Raw genomic sequence first — 21397 nt, forward strand, 5'->3', positions numbered from 1 at the left:
GGGCATCGGTGATCGCCTGGCTGCCGCCCACCGGGAGCGGCCAGCCGACCGTGGGCGCCAGCGTCGCCAGCAGCAGCCCCGCGCCCGCGGACACCAGCGACGGCATCGGCGAGATGGGATGGGCGGCGACGCCGGTGAACAATGCCTGAGCGTCGAGACCGGCCAACGACCCCCATGCGGCGGTGCCCTGCGCCAGCATCCGCAATCCCAGCTGCATCGTCGGCAGCATGGCGGTAGGCACCGAACGCTTGTCGCCGAGCAGCAGCGCCACCACAGCGTCGGCGTCGGCCACTAGTGGGCCCAGCAAGCGTCGCCACGACGAGCCATGCTCCAACTCCGCGCAGGTGCGCTCGAGATCGTGGTACGCGATCGCCGCCGGGCGGCCCGGCAGCGGGTTGGCGTAGGCGATCTCGGGCACCACCAACCTCACACCGCGGGCACCCAGGTCGAACTGCGCGAAAAACGGTGACGCCAGCGCCAGCGGATGCACCGCCGAGCAGATGTCGTGCGCTACTCCGGGAAATTGCGGGTCGGCAGCGGTGCGGGCGCCACCGCCGAACGTCGGCTGAGCCTCGACGACCTGCACGGAAAGTCCCGCCCGGGCGCAGATGACGGCGGCGGTCAGCCCGTTGGGCCCGCTGCCGACCACGGTGACGTCCACCCTTTAAGCCAACACCATCGGCCCCGGCGGCGATCCGCTGCGCCCGGCTTCGCCGCGCTGGCGATCGCCGCGGGGTCGATGGCGGCGATCCGCTGCGCCCGGCTTCGCCGCGCTGGCGATCGCCGCTTAGGCTGGCCGCGTGAACCGTCCCGTTGTGTTGATTGCCGACAAACTTGCCGAGTCGACCGTCGCCGCGTTGGGTGACGACGTCGAAGTGCGCTGGGTCGACGGCCCGGACCGCGCGAAACTGCTGGCCGCGGTGCCCGAGGCCGACGCGCTGCTGGTGCGGTCGGCCACCACCGTCGATGCCGAAGTGCTGGCTGCCGCACCCAAACTCAAGATCGTCGCCAGGGCCGGCGTCGGGCTGGACAACGTCGACATTGACGCCGCCACCGAACGCGGTGTGATGGTGGTCAATGCCCCGACGTCGAATATCCACAGCGCCGCCGAGCATGCCTGCGCGCTGTTGCTGGCGGCCGCCCGCCAGATCCCCGCGGCGGACGCCTCGCTGCGCGCGCACGAGTGGAAGCGCTCGTCGTTTTCGGGTACCGAGATCGTCAACAAGACGGCCGGAATCGTCGGCCTGGGGCGCATCGGGCAATTGGTTGCCCAGCGGCTCGCCGCCTTCGGCGCCCATATCGTCGCCTACGACCCGTATGTGTCGCCGGCACGGGCCGCGCAGCTCGGCGTCGAACTGCTGACTCTCGACGACTTGTTGGCCCGTGCCGATTTCATCTCGGTGCACCTGCCCAAGACCCCCGAGACGGCCGGGCTCATCGACAAGGACATGCTGGCCAAGACCAAGCCGGGGGTGATCATCGTCAATGCCGCCCGCGGCGGTCTCGTCGACGAGGCCGCGTTGGCCGACGCCGTCGCCGGCGGGCACGTTCGGGCGGCCGGCATCGACGTGTTCGCCAGCGAGCCGTGCACCGACAGCCCGCTGTTCGACCTGCCACAGGTCGTTGTCACCCCGCACCTGGGCGCGTCCACCGACGAGGCGCAGGACCGGGCCGGCACCGACGTGGCGGCGAGCGTGCGGCTGGCACTGGCCGGCGAGTTCGTGCCCGACGCGGTCAACGTCGGCGCCGGGGTGGTCAGCGACGAGGTGTCGCCCTGGCTGGACCTGGTGCGCAAGCTGGGGCTGCTGGCGGGTGTGTTGTCCGATGAGCTGCCGGCGTCGCTGTCGGTGCAGGTGCGCGGCGAGTTGGCCTCCGAAGATGTCGAGGTGCTGCGGCTCTCGGCCCTGCGCGGCCTGTTCTCGGCGGTGATCGAGGATCCGGTGACGTTCGTCAACGCGCCGGCGCTGGCCGAGGAACGCGGCGTTGCCGCCGAGATCAGCACGGCCACCGAAAGCCCCAACCACCGCAGTGTCGTCGACGTGCGGGCGGTCGCCCCCAACGGGTCGGTCGTCAACGTGGCCGGCACCTTGTCCGGGCCGCAACAGGTGGAGAAGATCGTGCAGATCAATGGCCGCAACTTCGACCTGCGCGCCGAAGGGATCAACCTGGTGATCCACTACGTCGACCAACCCGGAGCGCTGGGCAAGATCGGCACCCTGCTCGGCGCGGCCGGGATCAACATCGAGGCCGCGCAGCTGTCCGCCGACGCCGAGGGCCCGGGCGCGACGATCCTGTTGCGGCTGAACCACGACGTGCCCGGCGATGTGCGGGAGGCGATCAGCGCGGCCGTGGAAGCCTACAAGCTCGAAGTGGTTGACCTGTCGTGACCCGCACCGCAGGAGCTCGGCGCCGATGAAACTGGCGGTCATCGCCGGTGACGGAATCGGCCCAGAGGTCGTCACCGAAGCTGTCAAGGTCCTCGACGCGGTGCTGCCCGGGGTTCAGAAGACCAGCTACGACCTGGGTGCGCGGCGCTATCACGCCACCGGGGAAGCGCTGCCCGACTCGGTACTCGAGGAGTTGCGGGCGCACGACGCGATTCTGCTGGGCGCGATCGGCGATCCCTCGGTGCCCAGCGGCATCCTCGAGCGCGGTCTACTGCTGCGGCTGCGGTTCGCGCTGGATCACTACATCAACCTGAGGCCGGCGCGGCGGTATCCCGGTGTGCGCAGTCCACTGGCCGGTGATCCCGACATCGACTTCGTCGTGGTCCGGGAGGGCACCGAGGGCCCGTATGCGGGTACCGGCGGCACGATCAGGGCCGAAACCCCGCACGAGGTGGCCACCGAGGTCAGTGTCAACACGGCGTTCGGTGTGAGCCGGGTGGTGCGCTACGCGTTCGAGCGAGCCCGGGAGCGCCGCAAACAGCTCACCCTGGTGCACAAAAACAACGTCCTGACCTTCGCCGGCGCCCTGTGGTGGCGGACCGTGCAGGAGATCGGCGCGACATACCCCGAGGTCGAGGTCACCTACCAGCACGTCGACGCCACGACCATCCACCTGGTCACCGATCCGGGCCGATTCGACGTCATCGTCACCGACAACTTGTTCGGCGACATCATCACCGATCTGGCCGCCGCGGTGTGCGGCGGCATCGGGCTGGCCGCCAGCGGCAATATCGACGCGAGTCGCACCAACCCGTCGATGTTCGAGCCGGTGCACGGCAGCGCACCGGATATCGCCGGTCAGGGCATCGCCGACCCCACGGCGGCAATCATGTCGGTGGCGTTGCTGCTGTCCCATGTCGGCGAAGCCGCCGCGGCGGCGCGGGTTGACCGTGCGGTCGAGGCTCATCTGGCTACCCGGGGCGACGAGCCGCTTTCGACACACCAAGTCGGCGACCGGATCGCCGCGCGGGTCTAGGCGCGGGCCGGGGGGGCTTCTTTCTGGTGGATTTCTCCGCGCTGACCGGCACTAACGGGACCGCCACCAGCGCGGTCAGCCCGCACACCGCGAACCCCACCGGATAGGCGGTCGCAGTGACCAGCGCACCGAACAGCGGGGCGGCGGCGGCCGCCGCCAGCCGCTGGCCGGTGTTCTGGGTGCCCAGTGCGCGTCCGCTCCAGAACGGCCCGGCGTATTCGGGGATCGCGGTGGCCGCGAGGCCGTTGTCGGTCACCGCGAGCACCGCGGCGACGACCATGGCCGCCTCGGCGAATGGCGAGCCGAAGTGGTCGTTGATCGCCAGCACGAACATGGCCAGGGCAGCCAGGCCGGCGAGCGTTCGCAGTGGCCGCAGTCGCGACGCGACGCGGTCCGACCAGCGGCCGACCAGGACGCGCGCCAGCGCGCCGAGTAGCTGGGTGAGGGTCACCAGCGCGCCGGCAGCGCCGACCGTCCACTTCTGGTCGCGCATCAACCAGGCCAGCATAAACGTGGCAGTCACGGCTTGAGGCACCATCAGCAACGCCGACACGGCATGGATTCGCCACAGCAGCGTCGACTCGCGGTACGGGTTGGTCAGTTCCTCGTCGGTGGCTGCCGCCCGGGTCTTGCGCGGCGGATCGACGATCCCGATGGCGCAGGCGGCCGCGGACACCGTACACACCAGCGCGGGGAACATCAGGGCCGCCGAGAGGCCCCGCTCGGCCAGCTCGGGCATCACCGCGGCGCCCAGTGCGATGCCCAGCGGCTGGGCGGCCTGCCGCACTCCCATTGCCAAGCCGCGCTGGTGGGGCGGGAACCAACCGGTCACCAGCCGGCCGCTGGCGCTGTTGCAGCCGGCGGCGGCCATGCCGCCGAAAAAGAGAAACGCCCCGACGACGACCAGCGAGTGCACCGACGCCGCGCTGTAGGCGCCCACGGCGGTCAGGGCAGAACTGGCGGTGAGAACGATCCGTTCGCCGATCCGGTCCACCAGATAGCCCCAGCCGATCAACGTGACGACCATACCGAAGCTGGGCATCGATGACAGCAAGCCGGCCTGGGCGAGGGTGCTGCCGCGCTCGACCTGCAGCGCGGGGATCAGGAACGCCACACCGTTGATGAACGTGAACGCGCACAACGTGGCCCCGAGCGAGATGACTACCATCGACCAGCGCGCCCCGGTACCCATCGAGTGCGTCGTCATTCGCCCTATCGTCGCATAGGCCGGCGGCGCGCAGAGAAGACGAAACACCTGCGACGACGGAAAACTCGACGACGGCCAGCGCGGACGACTTCAGAGCGGGTCGAAGTTGCGGCTCGCGACGAAGGTGGGCCGCGGCGCGGGTGCACCGAACGGTTCGACCAGCGTGTTCTCGACGCTGTTGTAGACGATGAACACATTCGAGCGTGGGGTGATGTTGCTGTTCGACCCGTGCATGGCGTTGCAATCGAAAAACACCGCCGAGCCGGCCGCACCGGTGAACTGCCGGATACCCCCTTGGGACGCCAGCCAGCTGACGCTGTCGTTGTCGGGCGTGCCGATCTCTTGACGGCGCAGCGACGAGCGGTAGTGGTCCACCGGTGTCTCCCCCGGGCAGCACACGAACCACCGGTGTGAGCCGGGGATGATCATCATCGGCCCGTTGCAGGCGAGGTTCTCGGTCAACGTGATGGACACGCTGACCGCCCGCGGCGCGGGCATGCCGTCCTCGGCGTGCCATGTCTCGAAGTCGGAGTGCCAGTAGAAGTCCTGGCCGTTGAAACCGGGCTTGAAGTTGACCCGGCTCTGGTGCACATACACATCCGAACCGAGCAGCTGGCGGACCGGGCCGAGCAGAACGGGACTGGCGACCAGCGCGGCGAACGCCCGGTTCAGCCGGTGGACCTCGAAGATCGACCGAACGTCGCGGCTGTCGGGCTCGAGCACCGAACGTTCGTCGTCGGCAAGTACCGGGTCAGCCCGCAGCGCGTCGAGCTCGGTGCGCAGGTCGGCAACGACGTCGCCCGCAAGTAGGCAGTCGACGGCCAAAAAACCGTCGGCGGCGAAACTGTTGAGCGCCTGCTGGGTGAGCGGACCCTGGTGATGGGGGCTGTCGGGCGCTGCCCACACCACCGGGTCGCGGCGGGGGTGAATTCCGGCGTGCAGACAGTTCCTGGTCGGATAGCTGTCAATCACTCGGGCGCCTTCTCGACGATGAGCGGGTAGGCGCCGTCGTCGTCGTGTACCTCCTGCCCGGTTAACGGCGGGTTGAATACGCAGACCATCCGCAACTCGGTACGGGCCCGCACCCGATGGTGCTCGTGGCCGTCGAGCAGGTACAGCGACCCGTCCCGCAGCGGATGCGTTTCGCCGGTCTCGTCATTGATCAGCTCGCCTTCACCGCCGACGCAGTACACCGCCTCGACGTGGTGGGCGTACCACATGGCGGTCTCGGTTCCGGCTTAGAGCACGGTGTCGTGCATCGAGAATGGCTGGCCGTCGCGGGCGAGCAGCAACCGCCGGCTGCGCCAGGTCGAGGCTTGCACGTCACGGTCGGTTCCCTCGATCTGCGCCAGCGTGCGGACGATCATCGAGCGCCCCGTCCGGCCGCGCCGACCAGTTCGCGGGAAACGACCGCCTCGACCGACTCGGCCACGATCTGCAGGCCTTGATCGAGTTCGGCGTCGTCGATCAGCAGCGGCGGCATCAGTTTGACGACCTCGCTTCGGGCGCCCGACGTCTCCAGCAGCAGCCCCCTGCCGAAGCCCTCCCGGCACACCGCGGTCGCCAGCTCGGGACGATCGAACGCCACCCCTTGGACCAGACCGCGCCCGCGCACCCGGACTCCCTCGACTTCCCCGACCATGTCGTCCAGCATCCGTTCGACGTGTTCACCCTTGCGCAGCACGTTTTTGGTCAGCTGGTCGCCGCTCCAGAAGTCGAGCGCGGCGGCGGCGGTCACGAACGCCGGGTTGTGGCCGCGGAAAGTCCCGTTGTGCTCACCGGGCTCCCACTGGTCGAGTTCGGGACGGAACAAGGTCAGCGCCATGGGCAGCCCGTAACCGCTGATCGATTTGGCCAGGCAGACGATGTCAGGGACGATACCGGCCGCCTCGAAGCTGAAGAACGGGCCGGTGCGCCCGCAGCCCATCTGCACATCGTCGACGATCAGCAACAGGTCGTGGCGACGGCAGAGCTCGGCCAGCCCGCGCAACCACTCCAGGCGCGCCACGTTGATGCCGCCCTCGCCCTGGACGGTCTCGACGATGACGGCGGCCCGCTGGTTGAGGCCGCTGCCGGTATCCTCCAGCAGCCGCTCAAACCACATGAAGTCCGGCACGCGGTCGTCGAGGTAGTGGTCGTAGGGCATCGGCGTGGCATGCACCAACGGAATGCCGGCGCCACCGCGCTTCATCGAGTTGCCGGTGACACTGAGCGCCCCCAGGGTCATCCCGTGAAAGGCGTTGGTGAAGCTGATCACACTTTCCCGGCGGGTTATCCTGCGGGCCAGCTTCAACGCCGACTCCACCGCATTGGTGCCCGTCGGCCCGGGGAACTGCACCTTGTAGTCCAGGCCGCGGGGCCGCAGGATCACCTCGTCGAACCGCTCCAGGAACGCGGCTTTGGCGACGGTGCTCATGTCGAGGCTGTGCACCACCCGGTCGGCGGTCAGATAGTCAAGCAAAGCCGACTTGAGCCGGGGGTGATTGTGGCCGTAGTTGAGGGCGCCCGCGCCGGAGAAAAAGTCCAGATACCGTCGTCCGTCGCTGTCCCACAGGTGGCAGCCCGACGCCCGGTCGAACACCACCGGCCAGGATCGGCAATAGCTGCGTACCTCTGACTCGAGTGCTTCGAAAATACTCAATTCGGATATACCTTCCGTCCGCATGTGCAACACAACAGAACGAAACGACGGGCCGAGTCAGTACGGCAGCAGACACCGGCAGCGGAGGTTTTCGTGCGCCTTCGGGTTGGCACAGACGAAAACGACTGCGCGTAGGACGTGCCAGTCGTCGTACTTGTCGGCCTATCACCCCGCTCGATATGTCCCTCGCCCGGTCCGCCGGGGATCTCGTCGCGCACCCAGCACCCTAGCGATAACCCGTGACAGCCTGTGCTCTAATCAGCGTTGCTGAGGTACCCGAAGGGGGCCGATCCGAAACAGGATTTCTGACGCGTGTTGATCGGGGAAAAGGTCGGTGCCGAACAATTCGCTGCGCTCCAACCGGGCACGCCAGCGGCGGGCGAAGGCCTCGAAGAGCCGCTGGCTGGCCAGATTCCCCGGGGTCACCGACGCCTCCAGGTGGGTGACGCCGTCGGGGTGCAGCCGCCGCACCATGTGGTCGATCATCCGGCCGGCGGTGCCGGCGCCGCGATGGGCGGCGGCGACCAGAACCTGCCACAGCATCAGCGTGTCGGGCTGGTCGGGGCGCCGATAGCCGGTGACGAACCCGACCGGGCTACCGTCGAGAGTCGCGATCACCGACGTCTGGGCGAAGTCGCGGCACCACAGCAGATACGCGTAGGCGGAGTTCACATCCAGGGCGGGGCTGTTAGCGGCCAGCCGCCACAGCGCCGGCCCGTCGGCCACGGTAGGGGCACGCAGGTCGAGATCCGCAGTGTCGGTCACCGCGACGACAGTAGTCCGCAGCATGACACCAGACCAGCGTCGCGCAGCGCCGGACCCGCATGAACTGTCACCGACCCACGCTCCTAGGCTTGAGCGAATGCGCCTCGGCCGAATCGCCAGCCCGGACGGTGTCGCCTTCGTCAGCATTGAAGGTGAGCTGCAGGACCCGGCCGGGATGATTGCCCGCGAGGTCGCCGAGCATCCTTTCGGCACACCAACGTTCACCGGCCGCTCCTGGCCGCTGGCCGATGTGCGCCTGCTGGCTCCGATGCTGGCCGGCAAGGTGGTCTGCGTCGGCAAGAACTACCGTGCGCACATCGCCGAGATGGGTAGCCCTAACCCACCCGATCCGATAATTTTCCTCAAGCCCAATACTGCGATCATCGGACCGAACGTTCCAATCAGATTGCCCCACAACGCATCACTGGTCCATTTCGAGGGCGAGCTGGCGGCGGTGGTCAACCGGCCCTGCAAGGACATCACGGCTGAAAAGGCCGCCGATGCCATCCTGGGATACACCATCGCCAACGACGTCACCGCCCGGGATCAGCAGCAGGCGGACGGCCAGTGGACACGGGCGAAGGGCCACGACACGTTCTGTCCCGTGGGACCCTGGATCGTCACCGACATCGACCCGACCGATCTCGAACTGCGCACCGAGGTCAACGGCCAGATCAAGCAGTGCAGCCGCACCTCGAAGATGATCCACGGCATCGGCGAGATCGTGGCGTGGATCTCGGCGGTGATGACCCTGCTACCCGGCGATCTCATCTTGACCGGCACGCCTGAGGGAGTCGGCCCCCTCGAGGACGGCGACACCGTCAGCATCACTGTCGAAGGCATTGGCACTCTGGTGAACCCTGTTGTCCGAAAAGGAAAGTCGTGACGTCGGGTGTTCGTGTCCGGTTCTGCCCATCACCCACGGGCATTCCCCACGTCGGGCTGATCCGCACCGCGCTGTTCAACTGGGCCTACGCCCGACACACCGGGGGCACCTTCGTCTTCCGCATAGAGGATACCGACCCTCAACGCGACAGCGAGCAAAGCTATCGGGCGCTGCTGGACGCGTTGCGCTGGTTGGGCCTCGATTGGGACGAGGGCCCGGAGGTGGGCGGGCCCTACGGTCCTTACCGGCAGTCGCAGCGCGGCGACCTCTACCGCGAGGTCGTGGCGCGGCTGCTGGCGGCCGGCGAGGCGTATCACGCGTTCTCCACTCCCGAAGAGGTCGAGGCGCGTCACCGGGCGGCCGGCCGCAACCCCAAGCTGGGCTACGACAACTACGACCGCGATCTGACCGAGGAGCAGCGCGCCCGGTATCTGGCCGAGGGCCGCAAACCCGTGGTGCGGTTGCGGATGCCCGATGACGATCTGAGCTGGGACGACCTGGTGCGCGGACCGACCACCTTCGCGGCGGGTTCGGTGCCCGATTTCGCGTTGACCCGCGCAACCGGGCAGCCGTTGTACACGTTGGTCAATCCCGTCGATGACGCGTCGATGAAGATCACCCACGTGCTGCGCGGTGAGGACCTGCTGTCGTCGACACCGCGGCAGATAGCGCTCTATCAGGCATTGATCCGCATCGGAGTAGCCGAACAGATACCCCAGTTCGCACACCTGCCCACGGTTTTAGGTGAAGGCACCAGGAAGCTGTCCAAACGAGATCCACAATCGAACTTGTTTGCCCACCGCGACCGGGGCTTCATTCCCGAGGGTTTGTTGAATTATCTTGCTTTGCTGGGCTGGTCGATCTCCGGTGACCGCGACGTGTTCAGCCTCGACGAGATGGTGGCCGCGTTCGACGTCGTTGACGTCAACGCCAACCCCGCCAGGTTCGACCAGAAGAAGGCGGACGCCATCAATGCCGAGCACATCCGGCTGCTGGACCCCGACGACTTCACGAACAGGCTTCGCGAGTACTTCGAGGCGCATGGTCACCGCACCGGCCTGGACGAGGCCGGCTTCGGCGCTGCCGCGCGTCTCGTGCAGACCCGCATCGTCGTCCTCGGGGATGCCTGGGAGCTGCTGAAGTTCTTCGACGACGACGCGTATGTGATCGACCCCACCGCGGCGGCCAAGGAGCTGGGTCCGAATGCCCGCCCGGTGCTCGACGCGGCCATCGCAGCGCTGGAGGGCATGCCGGACTGGACCGCGGCGCGGATCGAAACCGAGCTCAAAGGTGCGCTGCTGGAGGGTCTTGGGCTCACACCGCGCAAGGCCTTCGGCCCGATTCGGGTCGCCGCCACCGGCGCATCGGTCAGCCCCCCGCTGTTCGAATCCTTGGCGCTGCTCGGCCGCGACCGCAGCCTTGCCCGATTGCGGGCAGCCGCCGCATCAGCGGAGCGCTGAGCACGGTCGCTGGATTTTTTGGTAGTCTGCACCTCGGCCCAGTTGAGGCAGCCGTCGACACACCCGGGTAAGGTTTACGGTAAAGCCCTGTGAGCAGCAGTTTTGGGCAGCCGATGGGGTATGGTGTAATTGGCAACACAGCTGATTCTGGTTCAGCCGTTCTAGGTTCGAGTCCTGGTACCCCAGCAAAGGCTTCTCGCCACAAGCCGTTAGGCGCGTCTAGCACGGTGCGTTATGCTGAGCGCTCGGATCAAGTCTGGCCCCGTCGTCTAGCGGCCTAGGACGCCGCCCTCTCACGGCGGTAGCGTGGGTTCGAATCCCATCGGGGCTACTGGTCGGTTCTGCGCGGTGGATCCACCCACCGGCATCGGCGGCAGCCCGAGCTTGCGATGATCCCAGGAGCGGGCGCGCCGGGCGACGATGCGCACGGCGATTCGTTTGTGCATCATCTGCTCCACCGCCGGCTTCATGTCGTCGGTGTAGGGACCGGTGTAGCGCTCCCAGACGCTGACCCCGACCCGGAAGAGGTCAGCGGGGTTCTCGACGATCTCGGCGACGCCTTCGAACGACACCCCGCGCAGTGTGTCATAGGTTTGGCCGTCTTCGAGCAGGAAACTCACCCGCGGATCGCGCCGGATGTTGCGGGCCTTCTGTGACTTGGCTTTGGTTTCCAGCCAGATTTCGCCGTCGAGTACTCCGTACCACATCGCGGTCAGATGTGGCTGACCATCGGGGCCGATGGTGGCCAACGTGCCGGTTCGACTGGTGGCGACGAATTCGGCGATTTCCGCGTCGGACATGACGATCTGTGCTCGTTGGTGCGCTCCCATGCGCCTCAGTGTCTCAGGTTGGTCCCGGCGGGTGGCACGGACACGAGCCGGGCCCGCGCATACTCGACGGCCCGCGCCGTTACAGCAGAGCGGTGAGCTCCTCGGCGGCGTCGAGCAGATCGGCGGCCCAACGCTCCCCGGGGTGCCGTCCCATGCGGTCGATCGGACCCGAAACCGAGATCGCGGCGATCACCTCACCGCGGGCGTTACGCACCGGCGCGGATACGCTCGCCACTCCAGGCTCGCGCTCGGCCACGCTTTGCGCCCAGCCGCGCCGGCGGACCTCGGCCAGTGTTCGGCCGGTGAACGTCGCCTCGGTCAGCAGGGCCCGCTGGGTCGCAGCGTCGCTGTAGGCCAACAGCACCTTGGCGCCCGATCCCGCCGTCATCGGCAGCCGGGCGCCAACCAGAACTGTATCGCGAAGACCCGCAGGCGGTTCCACTGCGGCTACACAGATCCGCCAGTTGCCCTCGCGGCGGTACAACTGGACGCTTTCGGCAGTGATGTCGCGAAGTCGCGGGAGTACCACGGCGGCGGCGTCCAGTAATGGGTCGTTGACCTGCGCCGCAAGTTCGGTTACCGCCGGTCCCAGTAGCCACCGGCCCGCGCCGTCGCGGGTCAGCAGGCGATGCACTGCCAAGCCGGCGGCCAATCGGTGCGCGGTCGCTCGTGGCAGACCGGTCCGGGCACACAATTCGGCCAATCCGCATGGCGATTCCGCGACCGCGTAGAGCACTCCCACGGCTTTGTCGAGAACGCCGATACCGCTATCCTGTCTCACAAAGAGATACTAACTTCTCGCATACTGAGAGCAAGGCATCGAGATGACGACACCAACCGGCCCGGTTATCCGGGGGCCGCGCACCCTGGCGCAGAAGGTTTGGGACGACCACGTGGTGGTGTCCGGCGATGGGAGCGAGCCGGATCTGATCTACATCGATCTGCACCTCGTGCACGAAGTCACCAGTCCGCAAGCTTTCGACGGTCTGCGGCTGGCCGGGCGCCGGGTGCGGCGTCCGGACCTGACGCTGGCCACCGAGGACCACAACGTGCCAACGCTGGACATCGACAAGCCGATCGCCGACCCGGTATCGCGCAACCAGGTCGAGACGCTGCGGCGCAACTGCGCCGAATTCGGTGTCCGACTCCATCCGATGGGTGATACCGAACAAGGCATCGTGCATGTCGTCGGACCCCAATTGGGCCTGACGCAACCGGGAATGACGATCGTTTGTGGCGACAGTCACACCTCGACTCACGGCGCGTTCGGCGCACTAGCCTTCGGCATCGGCACGTCCGAGGTCGAGCACGTACTGGCCACCCAGACCCTGCCCGTGTGGCCGTTCAAGACGATGGCGGTCAACATCGAGGGGGAGTTACCCGACGCAGTCACCGCCAAGGATGTGATCTTGTCGGTGATCGCTGAGATCGGCACCGCCGGCGGACAGGGGCACGTGATCGAATACCGGGGAAGCGCCGTCGAATCGTTGTCGATGGAAGCCCGGATGACGATGTGCAATATGAGCATCGAAGCCGGCGCCCGCGCGGGAATGGTGGCACCCGACGCCACGACCTACGAGTTCTTGCGGGCTCGTCCGCATGCGCCGACGGGTGCGGCCTGGGATGCCGCGGTGGCTCACTGGGAGCGGCTGCGCACCGACGACGGCGCCGAATTCGACAAGGAGGTCTATGTCGACGCCGCCTCGCTGAGTCCTTTCGTCACCTGGGGCACCAATCCCGCTCAGGGGGTTCCGCTGGCGGGCGCCGTGCCCGACCCGGAGCTGATGGTCGACGACGCCCAGCGGCAGGCCGCCGAGAAGGCGTTGGCATACATGGATCTTCGACCCGGGACGCCGATGCGTGAAATCGCGGTCAACGCGGTGTTCGTGGGGTCGTGCACCAATGGCCGCATCGAGGATCTGCGGGCGGCGGCCCACGTGCTTCGCGGCCGGAAGGTGGCCGACGGCGTGCGGATGCTGGTTGTTCCGGGTTCCATGCGGGTGCGGGAGCAAGCGCACGCAGAAGGCCTGGACGAGATCTTTATGGCCGCCGGCGCCGAGTGGCGGCAGCCGGGGTGCTCGATGTGCCTGGGCATGAACCCCGATCAGCTTGCCCCGGGACAGCGGTGCGCGGCGACGTCCAACCGCAACTTCGAAGGGCGGCAGGGCAAGGGCGGTCGCACCCATCTCGTCTCTCCGGCTGTCGCCGCCGCGACCGCGATACGCGGGAAACTGGCGGCCCCGGCCGATCTGGACTGACATAACAGAAAAGGATGGCGATGGAACCCTTTCACACTCACACCGGTATCGGAGTGCCGCTCCGGAGGTCCAATGTCGATACCGACCAGATTATTCCGGCGGAGTATTTGAAGCGCGTGACTCGAACGGGATTCGAGGACGGACTGTTCGCCCGCTGGCGCACGGACCCGTCGTTCGTGCTCAATCTCAGCCCGTTCGACAAGGGCTCAGTCTTGGTCGCCGGCCCCGATTTCGGCACCGGGTCGTCCCGCGAGCACGCCGTCTGGGCGCTGATGGACTACGGATTCCGGGTAGTGATCTCGTCGCGCTTCGGCGACATTTTCCGCGGGAACGCCGGCAAGGCTGGTCTGCTAGCAGCCGAAGTGGCTCAGGACGACGTGGAACTGTTGTGGAAACTCATCGAGGGCAGCCCGGGGCTGGAAATCACTGTCAATCTTCAAGATCGAAATGTAGCCGCGGCAACGGTGATGGTGCCATTCAAGATTGATGACTACACCGCCTGGCGACTGAGCGAAGGACTCGACGATATAGCCCTTACGCTGCGGAAACTCGACCACATAGAGTCTTTCGAGGCGGCCAGACCGGCCTGGAAACCTCGCACTGCGCCTGCTCCCTGACCTGCCGACCGGGGTCGAATTCCACGGCCTCTACGGGCCTATTTGAGAGCCGTACCACCACCCAAGGGCGGCAACCGGATTCCAAAAAATCCATCGGATCTTCTCTGAAATTGCGCGTGGCTCTTGGATATCAGCCGCGTGAGGGTTTACCGTGTCCTCTAGTCGGTCCAACGAGGGCCACTGACTTCGGAGGGTTTGGATGAACAAAGCAGAGCTCATCGACGTACTCACCTCGAAAATGGGTACGGATCGTCGGTCGGCTACTGCCGCCGTCGAGAACGTAGTCGACACCATTGTGCGTGCAGTACACAAGGGCGACAGCGTCACCATTACCGGGTTCGGCGTATTCGAACAGCGGCGTCGCGCAGCGCGGGTCGCTCGCAATCCGCGTACTGGCGAGACGGTGAAGGTCAAGCCGACTTTAGTGCCGGCATTCCGCCCAGGGGCCCAATTCAAAGCAGTTGTGTCAGGTGCGCAGCGTCTCCCGGCGGAGGGCCCGGCCGTCAAACGCGGTGTGGGCGCGAGTGCGACTAAGAAGGCTGCGAAGAAAACACCGGCCACGAAAGCGGTGAAGAAGGCGGCCGCCAAGGCTCCGGCGCGCAAGGCTGCGGCAACCAAAGCGCCGGCAAAGAAGGCCGTCGTCAAGCGGGCAGCTGCCAAGACAGCAGCCGCGAAGGCCCCTGCCAAAAGAGCTACCGCCGCAGTGAAGAAAACCGTCGCCAAGGCAAGCCGCGCGGCGGCAACCAAAGCGCCGGCCAAAAAGACCGCCGCTAAGCGGAACGCCAGCAAGGCACCGGCCAAGAAGGCCACAGCCCGGCGCGGCCGCAGGTAATTTATTTGGCACGCGGTTTCGCCGCGGACTTCGCCATCCGCGGCGGGACGGTGTCTCAGGTGGCGGCGCCGTCGGCCAGTGCGCTGCTGATGTGATCGGCGGCAACCAGGCGGCCGTCCGAGAGCGACAGCACCCACATGCTGCCTTTGCGGTTGCGGGAGTTGTCCGGGCGCACACCGTCGCGCGCACACCACCAGGCAATCAGGTCAGGTATTACCTCGCCCTGCGTGCAGATTGCCGGTACGCGCGCTGGAAACGCCTGCCGGCCCGCCCCCTGCGAGACAGGAGCCGCGTCTCGGCCCGGATCGTCACGAAGGCCAGCGATTTGCAGGACGCGATGCCGCGCACGTTTGGGGTTTTCGGCGTACGCCTCCGCGGTCAGCGCGGGCTCGTTGGTGATGGCGACTCCCAGCTCCTGAGCCAAGGGCTCCATCGTCTGATGACACCGGAGCCGATCGGCCGCGTGCACCTCGCTGGCGCCGAACGCGAGCAGCGGCCCGACCAGAGCCTCGGCCTGCGCGCGGCCTTTCTTGTCCAGCGGCCGCATGGCGTCCTCACCTTTGAACCGTGACTTACTCCCCGCAGACCCGTGTCGCACCACGATTACGGTCTGAGTATCTACCGGATATTTGGCGAATCGGCGCAAGACCTTGCGATCCGGCGGGTAGGACAGCTTGTTGATCGCCGCGGGAACAGGCAACCAGACCAAGGCATCGACTTCGTAGTTCGGGGAGAAATTCCCCCCGAGACTGCGCGCTGCCCAATACCGCACTTTCTTGGTGCCGCGCTCGATAGGGTAGCTCACCCGCGCGATTCGTCGGCCCAGATGAACCCGATGGCCGGTCTCTTCGAAGACCTCACGGGCCGCGGTCACCGGTTCGATCTCACCGACGTCGACTTTGCCTTTGGGCAGCGACCAATCGTCGTAGCGGGGGCGATGGACCAATGCGACTTCCACCGCACAATCGTGGTCGCTCGGCCGCCACAGCACCGCGCCGGCCGCACTGACCGTTCGGTGCGCCGAGCGATACCGCGGTGTCTCTATCGGCACCTCAACTCCTGCAGCTCAATCCGGGCTCGACACGCACCACGACCGGAGGGGTTAAGATTACGCGCCCGTCACGGACTGCGGTGCCGCTCCATCAACAACACCTGATGGTCGCGGACAGTGTGCCCGTCCTGCGGTGCCGCGGTCCACTGTCCGTCTGGTCCCAGCTCCCAGCAGCGGGTGGCGGGATCCAGGGCGGATTCGAAGACGTCGTTGAGTTGAGCGGTCAGCCGCGGATCCTTGACCTGAGCCAGCACCTCGACACGCCGGTCGAGGTTGCGATGCATCATGTCGGCGCTGCCGATCCAGAATTCGTCGATCGCGCGGAAATGGAAGATCCGCGAGTGCTCCAGGAAGCGGCCGAGAATCGATCGTGCGACGATATTCTCCGAAAAGCCCTTCGCGCCCGGGCGCAGCGCACAGATGCCGCGCACGACGATCTCCACACGCACTCCGGCCTGCGACGCGCGATACAGCGCATCGATAACCTGCTCGTCGACCAGCGAATTGAGTTTGAGTCGGATGCGTCCGTTGCCCGTGTCACGGTGGGTCGCGACCTCGCGCTCGACGCGCTCGATGATGCCCGTGCGAATCCCGTGCGGGGCCACGAGAAGGTTGCGGTAGGACAGCTTGCGCGAGTAACCGGTAAGGGAGTTGAACAGGTCGGTGAGGTCAGCGCCGATATCCGGGTCGGCGGTGAACAGCCCGATGTCTTCGTAGAGTCGGGCTGTCTTGCTGTTGTAGTTGCCGGTTCCGATATGGCAGTAACGCCGGATGGCGGCGCCTTCGCGACGCACCACCAGCGCGGTCTTGCAGTGCGTTTTGAGCCCGACAAGCCCGTATGCCACGTGCACGCCCGCCTGCTCCAGCGCCCGTGCCCACTGAATATTGGCTTGCTCATCGAACCGCGCTTTGATCTCAACCAGAGCCACCACCTGCTTGCCGGCCTCAGCGGCCTCGATGAGCGCCCGCACGATCGGCGAATCGCCGGAAGTGCGGTACAGCGTCTGCTTGATTGCCAGCACGTCGGGGTCTGCGGCGGCCTGCTCGATAAATCGCTGCACGCTGGTGGAAAACGAGTCGTACGGATGGTGCACCAACACATCGCCTTCCCGCAAGGTGGCGAAGATGCTTTTGGGAGTCTCCCGCTCGGCGAACGCAGGCGGGGTCGCCGGCACGAATGGGCGATCCTTGAGCGCCGGCCGATCCAAGTCATAGATCTGCCACAACGACGCGAGATCGAGTAGTCCGGATACCGCGATGACATCACCGGGATCCACGTCGAGTTCGCGCAGCAGCAACTCCAACATGTGCTCGGTCATGTCGTCGGACACTTCGAGGCGCACCGGTGAACCGAACCGTCGTCGCGCCAGTTCTCGTTCGAGTGCCTGCAGCAGATCCTCGTCGCGGTCCTCTTCGACCTCGAAGTCGGCGTTGCGGGTGATGCGGAATACGTGATGCTCGACGATCTCCAGACCGGGGAACAGCACCGGAAGAAAAACCGCGATCAGCTCCTCCACCGGCAGGAACCGGACTTCGCTTGTGTCGGTGCAGTCCTCGGAGCCGTCACGGGGCCTCAGTTTGACGAAGCGATCGACGTTGTCGGGCACCTTAACCCGGGCGAAGTGGTGGCCACCGTCGTCGGGCCGCTTGACCGTGACGGCAAGGTTCAGGCTCAACCCGCTGACGAACGGAAACGGGTGGGCGGGATCTACGGCCAAGGGTGTCAGGACCGGGAAGACCTGCTCGTGGAAATAAGCCGATAGCTGACTGCGCTCCGCCTCGTTAAGGTCGGCCCAGGTGACGATGTAAATGCCGTGCTCGGCGAGCGCCGGCCGCACCGAGTCCAGGAATACCCGGGCATGTCTGCTGGCGATCTGCTGGCTTTGTTCGCTGATGCGACGCAGCTGCTCGCGCGGAGTCAGTCCGTCGGCCGAACGCACCGACAAGCCCATCTGGTCGCGGCGCTTGAGCCCGGCGACCCGGACCATGTAGAACTCGTCGAGGTTGGAGGCGAAAATCGCCAGAAACTTCAACCGTTCCAGCAAGGGCAGCGAGGTGTCCGCGGCCAGCGCGAGCACCCGCGCGTTGAAGTCCAGCCAACTCAGCTCCCGATTGAGGTAGCGGTGTTCGGGTAGCTGATCGTCGACGGTGGCCGCGGTCGCAGCGGGCGGTGCGCTCGGCGCCGAGTCATCGGCGTGCTGCGTGCTTGCCGCGGGGCGGGAATCGGCTTCGGGGACGTCTGGACTTTCCCGGTCCTCGATATCGGTCACTGTGAGATCATTGCGCATCGGCGGCGCTGTCGCCAACGGGGACTGGCGTCGCTGTCGCCAGGAGCTGTCAGCGCGTTCTCAGTGCGACCGCCCGCGTGGTCGCCGCGCCGACCCCCAGACGGCGGGCAGTCGCCAGATCGTCGGGTGTGTCAATATCGCAGCGCAGCCCGGGCCACGCCCCGGTCAGTTCGATCGCGCCCGAATGTCGGTGACGCCCGGCCGAATCCGGCCCGAACCGGGGGTCAAGCGCAGTCCCGAAGGCACATAGTAAGACTGTTCCGCTACCCAGCCGGTCGGCGACGAAACTGCGCGAGTAGTGGCGCGCTGCAGCGATCGCCTCGGCGAGTTCCTGGGTCTGAAGTGCCGGTAGATCACCTTGCAGCACAGCGATATTGGGTACCGAAGTGGCCAACGTGCGCTCAGCCGCCGCGATCGCGTTGTTGAGCGGGTCGGGGTGATCTTGCGGGGTGGGATCGGCTAGCACCTCGGCGCCGAGGTCGGCTGCCGCGGCCGCGGCGGCATCGTCGGGGGTGATGACAGTCACCGAGCGCAGCGAACCGACACGTGTCGCCGCCGTAAGGGTGTCCACCAGCATCGCCAAGACCACGGTTTCTCGGGTCCGCGCGGAGAACACCGGAGCCAGCCGGGTCTTGGCCGAGGCCAGTCGCTTGACGGCGACGATCAATCCGACGTCGCCGGCGGGGTTCATGGGCGCCGCTCCTCCTCATCGCTTCGCTCTGCATCGTCGCCGGCGCGGTTCATGGGCGCCGCTCCTCCTCATCGCTTCGCTCTGCATCGTCGCCGGCGCGGTTCATGGGGCTATCCTGCCAGCGCGGCTCATCGAGTGCTGTCGGTCGGGCCGTTCTTCATTGCGCTGCGTGCTTGGCACCGTCGCCGGATTAAGGTGAAGTCCCCGGGGACGGCAGCATCGCACGACGAGAAGGGGAGTAGATGCCCGGCTTGGACGGCGGCGTCGCGGTGATGGGCGCGGGCGCGTGGGGTACGGCGCTGGCCAAGGTGCTGGCCGACGCCGGCAGCCAGGTGACACTGTGGTCGCGCCGCGCCGACGTCGCCGCCGAGATCACCGCCACCCGGCACAACCACGGCTATCTCCCCGGTGTGCAACTGCCGGCGGGCATCCACGCCACCGCCGATGCCGCCGAGGCGCTCGACGGTGCGTCGACGGTGCTGCTGGGCGTGCCGGCGCAGACAATGCGCGCCAATGTCGAGCAGTGGGCCGGCTTGTTCAGCCCCGATGTCACCCTGGTGAGTCTGGCCAAGGGGATCGAGCTGGGCACGCTGATGCGGATGAGCCAGGTCATCGTCGCGGTGACCGGTGTCGACCCGGCGCAAGTCGTAGTGCTTTCCGGACCCAATCTGGCCAACGAAATCGCCGCAGAACAACCGGCAGCGACCGTCATCGCCTGCAGTGACTCCGGCCGGGCGGTCGCCTTGCAACGCGCGTTGAGCACCAGGTACTTTCGGCCGTACACCAACGCCGACGTGATCGGCACCGAGATCGGCGGGGCGTGTAAGAACGTCATCGCCCTGGCGTGCGGGATGGCGGCCGGCGTGGGTCTGGGCGATAACACCGCGGCCGCGATCATCACCCGGGGGCTGGCCGAGATCATGCGGCTTGGGATCGCGCTGGGGGCCAAGGCCGCGACGCTGGCCGGTTTGGCCGGGGTGGGTGACTTGGTGGCCTCCTGCACGTCGCCGCAGTCCCGCAACCGGTCCTTCGGGGAATGCCTGGGCCGCGGCGGCACGATGGAGTCGGCCCTGCGGGCGCGTGACAGCCGCGTTGTGGAGGGGGTGACGTCGTGCGAATCAGTGCTGGCGCTGGCGGCCAGTTACGACGTCGAGATGCCGCTCACCGACGCGGTGCACCGGGTCTGTCACAAAGGGCTCTCCGTCGGTGAGGCGGTTCTTCTGCTGTTGGGTCGCAGCACCAAGCCGGAATGACACCGACCGGTCCGCACCCAGACGGTAGCCTGGCTAGGTTGTGAGTGCCCGCAGACCGCCCGGCTCCGGTGGCCGAGTCCGCGTCGCCGTCGTGTTCGGCGGACGCAGCAACGAGCACGCCATCTCCTGCGTGTCGGCGGGCAGCATCCTGCGCAATCTGGACCCGCAGCGGTTCGACGTGGTCGCGGTCGGGATCACCCCGGACGGCTCGTGGCTACTCACCGGCGCCGACCTGGACGCGCTGGCGATCACCGACCGCCGGCTGCCGCAGGTCAGCCCGGCATCGGGAGCCGAGCTGGCGTTGCCGGCTGATCCGCAGCGCGCCGGCCAGCTGGTGTCGCTGGCACCCGGCGGCGGTGAGGTACTCGCCTGTGTAGACGTGGTGTTTCCGGTATTGCACGGTCCGTTCGGCGAAGATGGCACCCTGCAGGGGCTGCTGGAACTGGCCGGGGTGCCCTATGTCGGGTCCGGCGTGTTGGCCAGCGCGGCGGGCATGGACAAGGAGTTCACCAAGAAGTTACTGGCGGCCGAGGGGCTTCCGGTGGGTGGCTACGCGGTGCTGCGACCGTCGCAGCCGACGCTGGACCCCGAGCAGCGGGAGCGGCTCGGCCTGCCGGTCTTCGTCAAGCCCGCGCGCGGCGGCTCATCGATCGGTGTCAGTCGGGTGACCAGCTGGGAGCAGCTGCCCGTCGCGATCGCCCGGGCCCGCGACCATGACCCGAAGGTGATTGTCGAGGCCGCGATCGTCGGCCGGGAGCTGGAATGCGGGGTGCTCGAATTTCCGGATGGCGCGGTGCAGGCCAGCGCGGTGGGGGAAATCCGGGTGCTCGGGGTGCGCGGACGCGAGGACCCTTTCTACGACTTCGCCACCAAATATCTCGACGACGCCGCCGAACTCGACGTGCCCGCAAAGATCGACGACGAGATCGCCGACGCGATCCGTGACCTGGCCATCCGGGCTTTCGCGGCGATCGACTGCCAGGGCCTGGCCCGGGTGGACTTCTTCCTCACCGACGACGGACCGCTGATCAACGAGATCAACACGATGCCAGGATTCACCGCGATCTCGATGTACCCGCGGATGTGGGCGGCCAGTGGCGTCGACTACCCGGCCCTGCTGGCGACGATGGTCGAGACGGCGCTGGCGCGCGGAGTCGGTCTGCATTAACCGGACGCCCGCGAAAGTGCAACTGCC

Annotated in this window: 19 protein-coding genes, 2 tRNA genes and 1 pseudogene; 11 read left to right on the top strand and 11 right to left on the bottom strand. The window is 67.0% G+C overall.

Translation table 11 applies throughout. The features are described from left to right. Positions 1–661 (bottom strand): NAD(P)/FAD-dependent oxidoreductase (locus F6Q13_RS05375; protein WP_293053370.1); only part of this gene is annotated, 661 nt, incomplete at its 3' end. Between the two features lie 139 nt (positions 662–800). On the opposite strand from F6Q13_RS05375, the gene serA reads away from it, so the two are divergent. Beyond that, positions 801–2387 carry a phosphoglycerate dehydrogenase gene (serA, locus tag F6Q13_RS05380; protein WP_293053373.1) on the top strand — a complete coding sequence of 529 codons (1587 nt, stop codon included), beginning with the start codon at positions 801–803 and terminating at the stop codon, positions 2385–2387. Between the two features lie 25 nt (positions 2388–2412). Continuing rightward, complete coding sequence (locus F6Q13_RS05385; RefSeq protein WP_293053376.1) at positions 2413–3423, top strand: 3-isopropylmalate dehydrogenase; 1011 nt, start codon at positions 2413–2415, stop codon at positions 3421–3423. On the opposite strand, the gene F6Q13_RS05390 is transcribed toward F6Q13_RS05385, so the two are convergent. From F6Q13_RS05390 to ectA, 5 genes and pseudogenes are all read right to left on the bottom strand, one after another. Next, positions 3359–4630 carry an MFS transporter gene (locus F6Q13_RS05390; protein ID WP_293053379.1) on the bottom strand — a complete coding sequence of 424 codons (1272 nt, stop codon included), beginning with the start codon at positions 4628–4630 and terminating at the stop codon, positions 3359–3361. The genes F6Q13_RS05385 and F6Q13_RS05390 overlap by 65 nt on opposite strands. 90 nt (positions 4631–4720) lie before the next feature. After that, positions 4721–5602 carry an ectoine hydroxylase gene (gene thpD / locus F6Q13_RS05395; RefSeq protein WP_293053382.1) on the bottom strand — a complete coding sequence of 294 codons (882 nt, stop codon included), beginning with the start codon at positions 5600–5602 and terminating at the stop codon, positions 4721–4723. Further along, positions 5599–5997, bottom strand: a pseudogene (locus F6Q13_RS05400) (ectoine synthase). The gene thpD and the pseudogene F6Q13_RS05400 overlap by 4 nt, the downstream one beginning before the upstream one ends. After that, positions 5994–7295 (bottom strand): diaminobutyrate--2-oxoglutarate transaminase, encoded by a 1302-nt coding sequence (gene ectB / locus F6Q13_RS05405; protein ID WP_293053385.1) that lies wholly within the window; start codon positions 7293–7295, stop codon positions 5994–5996. Before ectB ends, F6Q13_RS05400 begins: the two are co-directional and overlap by 4 nt. 234 nt (positions 7296–7529) lie before the next feature. Further along, positions 7530–8060 (bottom strand): diaminobutyrate acetyltransferase, encoded by a 531-nt coding sequence (gene ectA, locus F6Q13_RS05410; protein WP_293053388.1) that lies wholly within the window; start codon positions 8058–8060, stop codon positions 7530–7532. Between the two features lie 73 nt (positions 8061–8133). Here ectA and F6Q13_RS05415 point away from each other — a divergent pair, with 73 nt between their 5' ends. The 4 genes from F6Q13_RS05415 (at position 8134) to F6Q13_RS05430 (ending at position 10713) form a co-directional block, all read left to right on the top strand. Then, complete coding sequence (locus F6Q13_RS05415; RefSeq protein ID WP_293053494.1) at positions 8134–8922, top strand: fumarylacetoacetate hydrolase family protein; 789 nt, start codon at positions 8134–8136, stop codon at positions 8920–8922. After that, on the top strand, positions 8919–10382 hold the full coding sequence (gene gltX / locus F6Q13_RS05420; RefSeq protein ID WP_293053391.1) for a glutamate--tRNA ligase: 1464 nt from the start codon (positions 8919–8921) through the stop codon (positions 10380–10382). Before F6Q13_RS05415 ends, gltX begins: the two co-directional genes overlap by 4 nt. A gap of 114 nt (positions 10383–10496) precedes the next feature. Continuing rightward, positions 10497–10568 (top strand) — tRNA-Gln (locus F6Q13_RS05425). Positions 10569–10640: 72 nt separating this feature from the next. Then, positions 10641–10713: transfer RNA gene (locus F6Q13_RS05430), tRNA-Glu, on the top strand. Here the strand turns inward: F6Q13_RS05430 and F6Q13_RS05435 are convergent. Together F6Q13_RS05435 and F6Q13_RS05440 are read right to left on the bottom strand one after the other, a co-directional pair. Next, positions 10676–11212, bottom strand: coding sequence for a PPOX class F420-dependent oxidoreductase (locus tag F6Q13_RS05435; RefSeq protein WP_293053497.1), 537 nt, complete (start codon positions 11210–11212; stop codon positions 10676–10678). The two genes, F6Q13_RS05430 and F6Q13_RS05435, sit on opposite strands and share 38 nt — an antisense overlap. Before the next feature lie 79 nt (positions 11213–11291). Continuing rightward, positions 11292–11993 carry an IclR family transcriptional regulator gene (locus F6Q13_RS05440; RefSeq protein ID WP_293053394.1) on the bottom strand — a complete coding sequence of 234 codons (702 nt, stop codon included), beginning with the start codon at positions 11991–11993 and terminating at the stop codon, positions 11292–11294. A gap of 43 nt (positions 11994–12036) precedes the next feature. Between F6Q13_RS05440 and leuC the strand changes: the two genes are divergently transcribed. The 3 genes from leuC to F6Q13_RS05455 all read left to right on the top strand — a co-directional run bounded on the left by leuC (position 12037) and on the right by F6Q13_RS05455 (position 14919). Then, on the top strand, positions 12037–13470 hold the full coding sequence (gene leuC / locus F6Q13_RS05445; RefSeq protein WP_293053397.1) for a 3-isopropylmalate dehydratase large subunit: 1434 nt from the start codon (positions 12037–12039) through the stop codon (positions 13468–13470). Between the two features lie 20 nt (positions 13471–13490). Then, on the top strand, positions 13491–14087 hold the full coding sequence (gene leuD, locus F6Q13_RS05450; protein WP_293053501.1) for a 3-isopropylmalate dehydratase small subunit: 597 nt from the start codon (positions 13491–13493) through the stop codon (positions 14085–14087). 199 nt (positions 14088–14286) lie between these two features. Continuing rightward, complete coding sequence (locus tag F6Q13_RS05455) at positions 14287–14919, top strand: HU family DNA-binding protein (protein ID WP_293053400.1); 633 nt, start codon at positions 14287–14289, stop codon at positions 14917–14919. A gap of 55 nt (positions 14920–14974) precedes the next feature. Here F6Q13_RS05455 and F6Q13_RS05460 read toward each other — a convergent pair whose 3' ends face one another. The 3 genes from F6Q13_RS05460 to cofC form a co-directional block, all read right to left on the bottom strand. Then, the gene (locus F6Q13_RS05460; RefSeq protein WP_293053403.1) at positions 14975–15970 is read right to left on the bottom strand and encodes a bifunctional NUDIX hydrolase/histidine phosphatase family protein; all 996 of its coding nucleotides are present in this window, start codon (positions 15968–15970) and stop codon (positions 14975–14977) included. A gap of 68 nt (positions 15971–16038) precedes the next feature. Further along, positions 16039–18258: an RNA degradosome polyphosphate kinase gene (locus tag F6Q13_RS05465; protein WP_293053406.1), complete on the bottom strand. Its 2220-nt coding sequence runs from the start codon at positions 18256–18258 to the stop codon at positions 16039–16041. Between the two features lie 49 nt (positions 18259–18307). Then, entirely contained in the window at positions 18308–18949 is a 642-nt protein-coding gene (gene cofC, locus F6Q13_RS05470; protein ID WP_293053409.1) for a 2-phospho-L-lactate guanylyltransferase, read from the bottom strand. 242 nt (positions 18950–19191) lie between these two features. On the opposite strand from cofC, the gene F6Q13_RS05475 reads away from it, so the two are divergent. Together F6Q13_RS05475 and F6Q13_RS05480 are read left to right on the top strand one after the other, a co-directional pair. Then, positions 19192–20202: an NAD(P)H-dependent glycerol-3-phosphate dehydrogenase gene (locus F6Q13_RS05475; RefSeq protein WP_293053411.1), complete on the top strand. Its 1011-nt coding sequence runs from the start codon at positions 19192–19194 to the stop codon at positions 20200–20202. Between the two features lie 40 nt (positions 20203–20242). Further along, a complete protein-coding gene (locus F6Q13_RS05480; protein ID WP_293053413.1) occupies positions 20243–21370 on the top strand; it encodes a D-alanine--D-alanine ligase family protein in 1128 nt (375 codons plus the stop codon). The last annotated feature ends 27 nt before the right edge of the window (positions 21371–21397 follow it).

This window comes from Mycobacterium sp. (assembly GCF_008709575.1).
GTDB lineage: Bacteria > Actinomycetota > Actinomycetes > Mycobacteriales > Mycobacteriaceae > Mycobacterium.

What these genes read in the sequence shown, in the direction of transcription:
- F6Q13_RS05435 (WP_293053497.1), bottom strand. Translation starts at nt 11,212, where the DNA reads ATGGGAGCGCACCAACGAGCACAGATCGTCATGTCCGACGCGGAAATC.
- ectA (WP_293053388.1), bottom strand. Translation starts at nt 8,060, where the DNA reads ATGCTGCGGACTACTGTCGTCGCGGTGACCGACACTGCGGATCTCGAC.
- cofC (WP_293053409.1), bottom strand. Translation starts at nt 18,949, where the DNA reads ATGAACCCCGCCGGCGACGTCGGATTGATCGTCGCCGTCAAGCGACTG.
- leuD (WP_293053501.1), top strand. Translation starts at nt 13,491, where the DNA reads ATGGAACCCTTTCACACTCACACCGGTATCGGAGTGCCGCTCCGGAGG.
- F6Q13_RS05475 (WP_293053411.1), top strand. Translation starts at nt 19,192, where the DNA reads ATGCCCGGCTTGGACGGCGGCGTCGCGGTGATGGGCGCGGGCGCGTGG.
- F6Q13_RS05385 (WP_293053376.1), top strand. Translation starts at nt 2,413, where the DNA reads ATGAAACTGGCGGTCATCGCCGGTGACGGAATCGGCCCAGAGGTCGTC.
- leuC (WP_293053397.1), top strand. Translation starts at nt 12,037, where the DNA reads ATGACGACACCAACCGGCCCGGTTATCCGGGGGCCGCGCACCCTGGCG.
- F6Q13_RS05455 (WP_293053400.1), top strand. Translation starts at nt 14,287, where the DNA reads ATGAACAAAGCAGAGCTCATCGACGTACTCACCTCGAAAATGGGTACG.
- F6Q13_RS05465 (WP_293053406.1), bottom strand. Translation starts at nt 18,258, where the DNA reads ATGCGCAATGATCTCACAGTGACCGATATCGAGGACCGGGAAAGTCCA.
- F6Q13_RS05390 (WP_293053379.1), bottom strand. Translation starts at nt 4,630, where the DNA reads ATGACGACGCACTCGATGGGTACCGGGGCGCGCTGGTCGATGGTAGTC.
- F6Q13_RS05415 (WP_293053494.1), top strand. Translation starts at nt 8,134, where the DNA reads ATGCGCCTCGGCCGAATCGCCAGCCCGGACGGTGTCGCCTTCGTCAGC.
- ectB (WP_293053385.1), bottom strand. Translation starts at nt 7,295, where the DNA reads ATGCGGACGGAAGGTATATCCGAATTGAGTATTTTCGAAGCACTCGAG.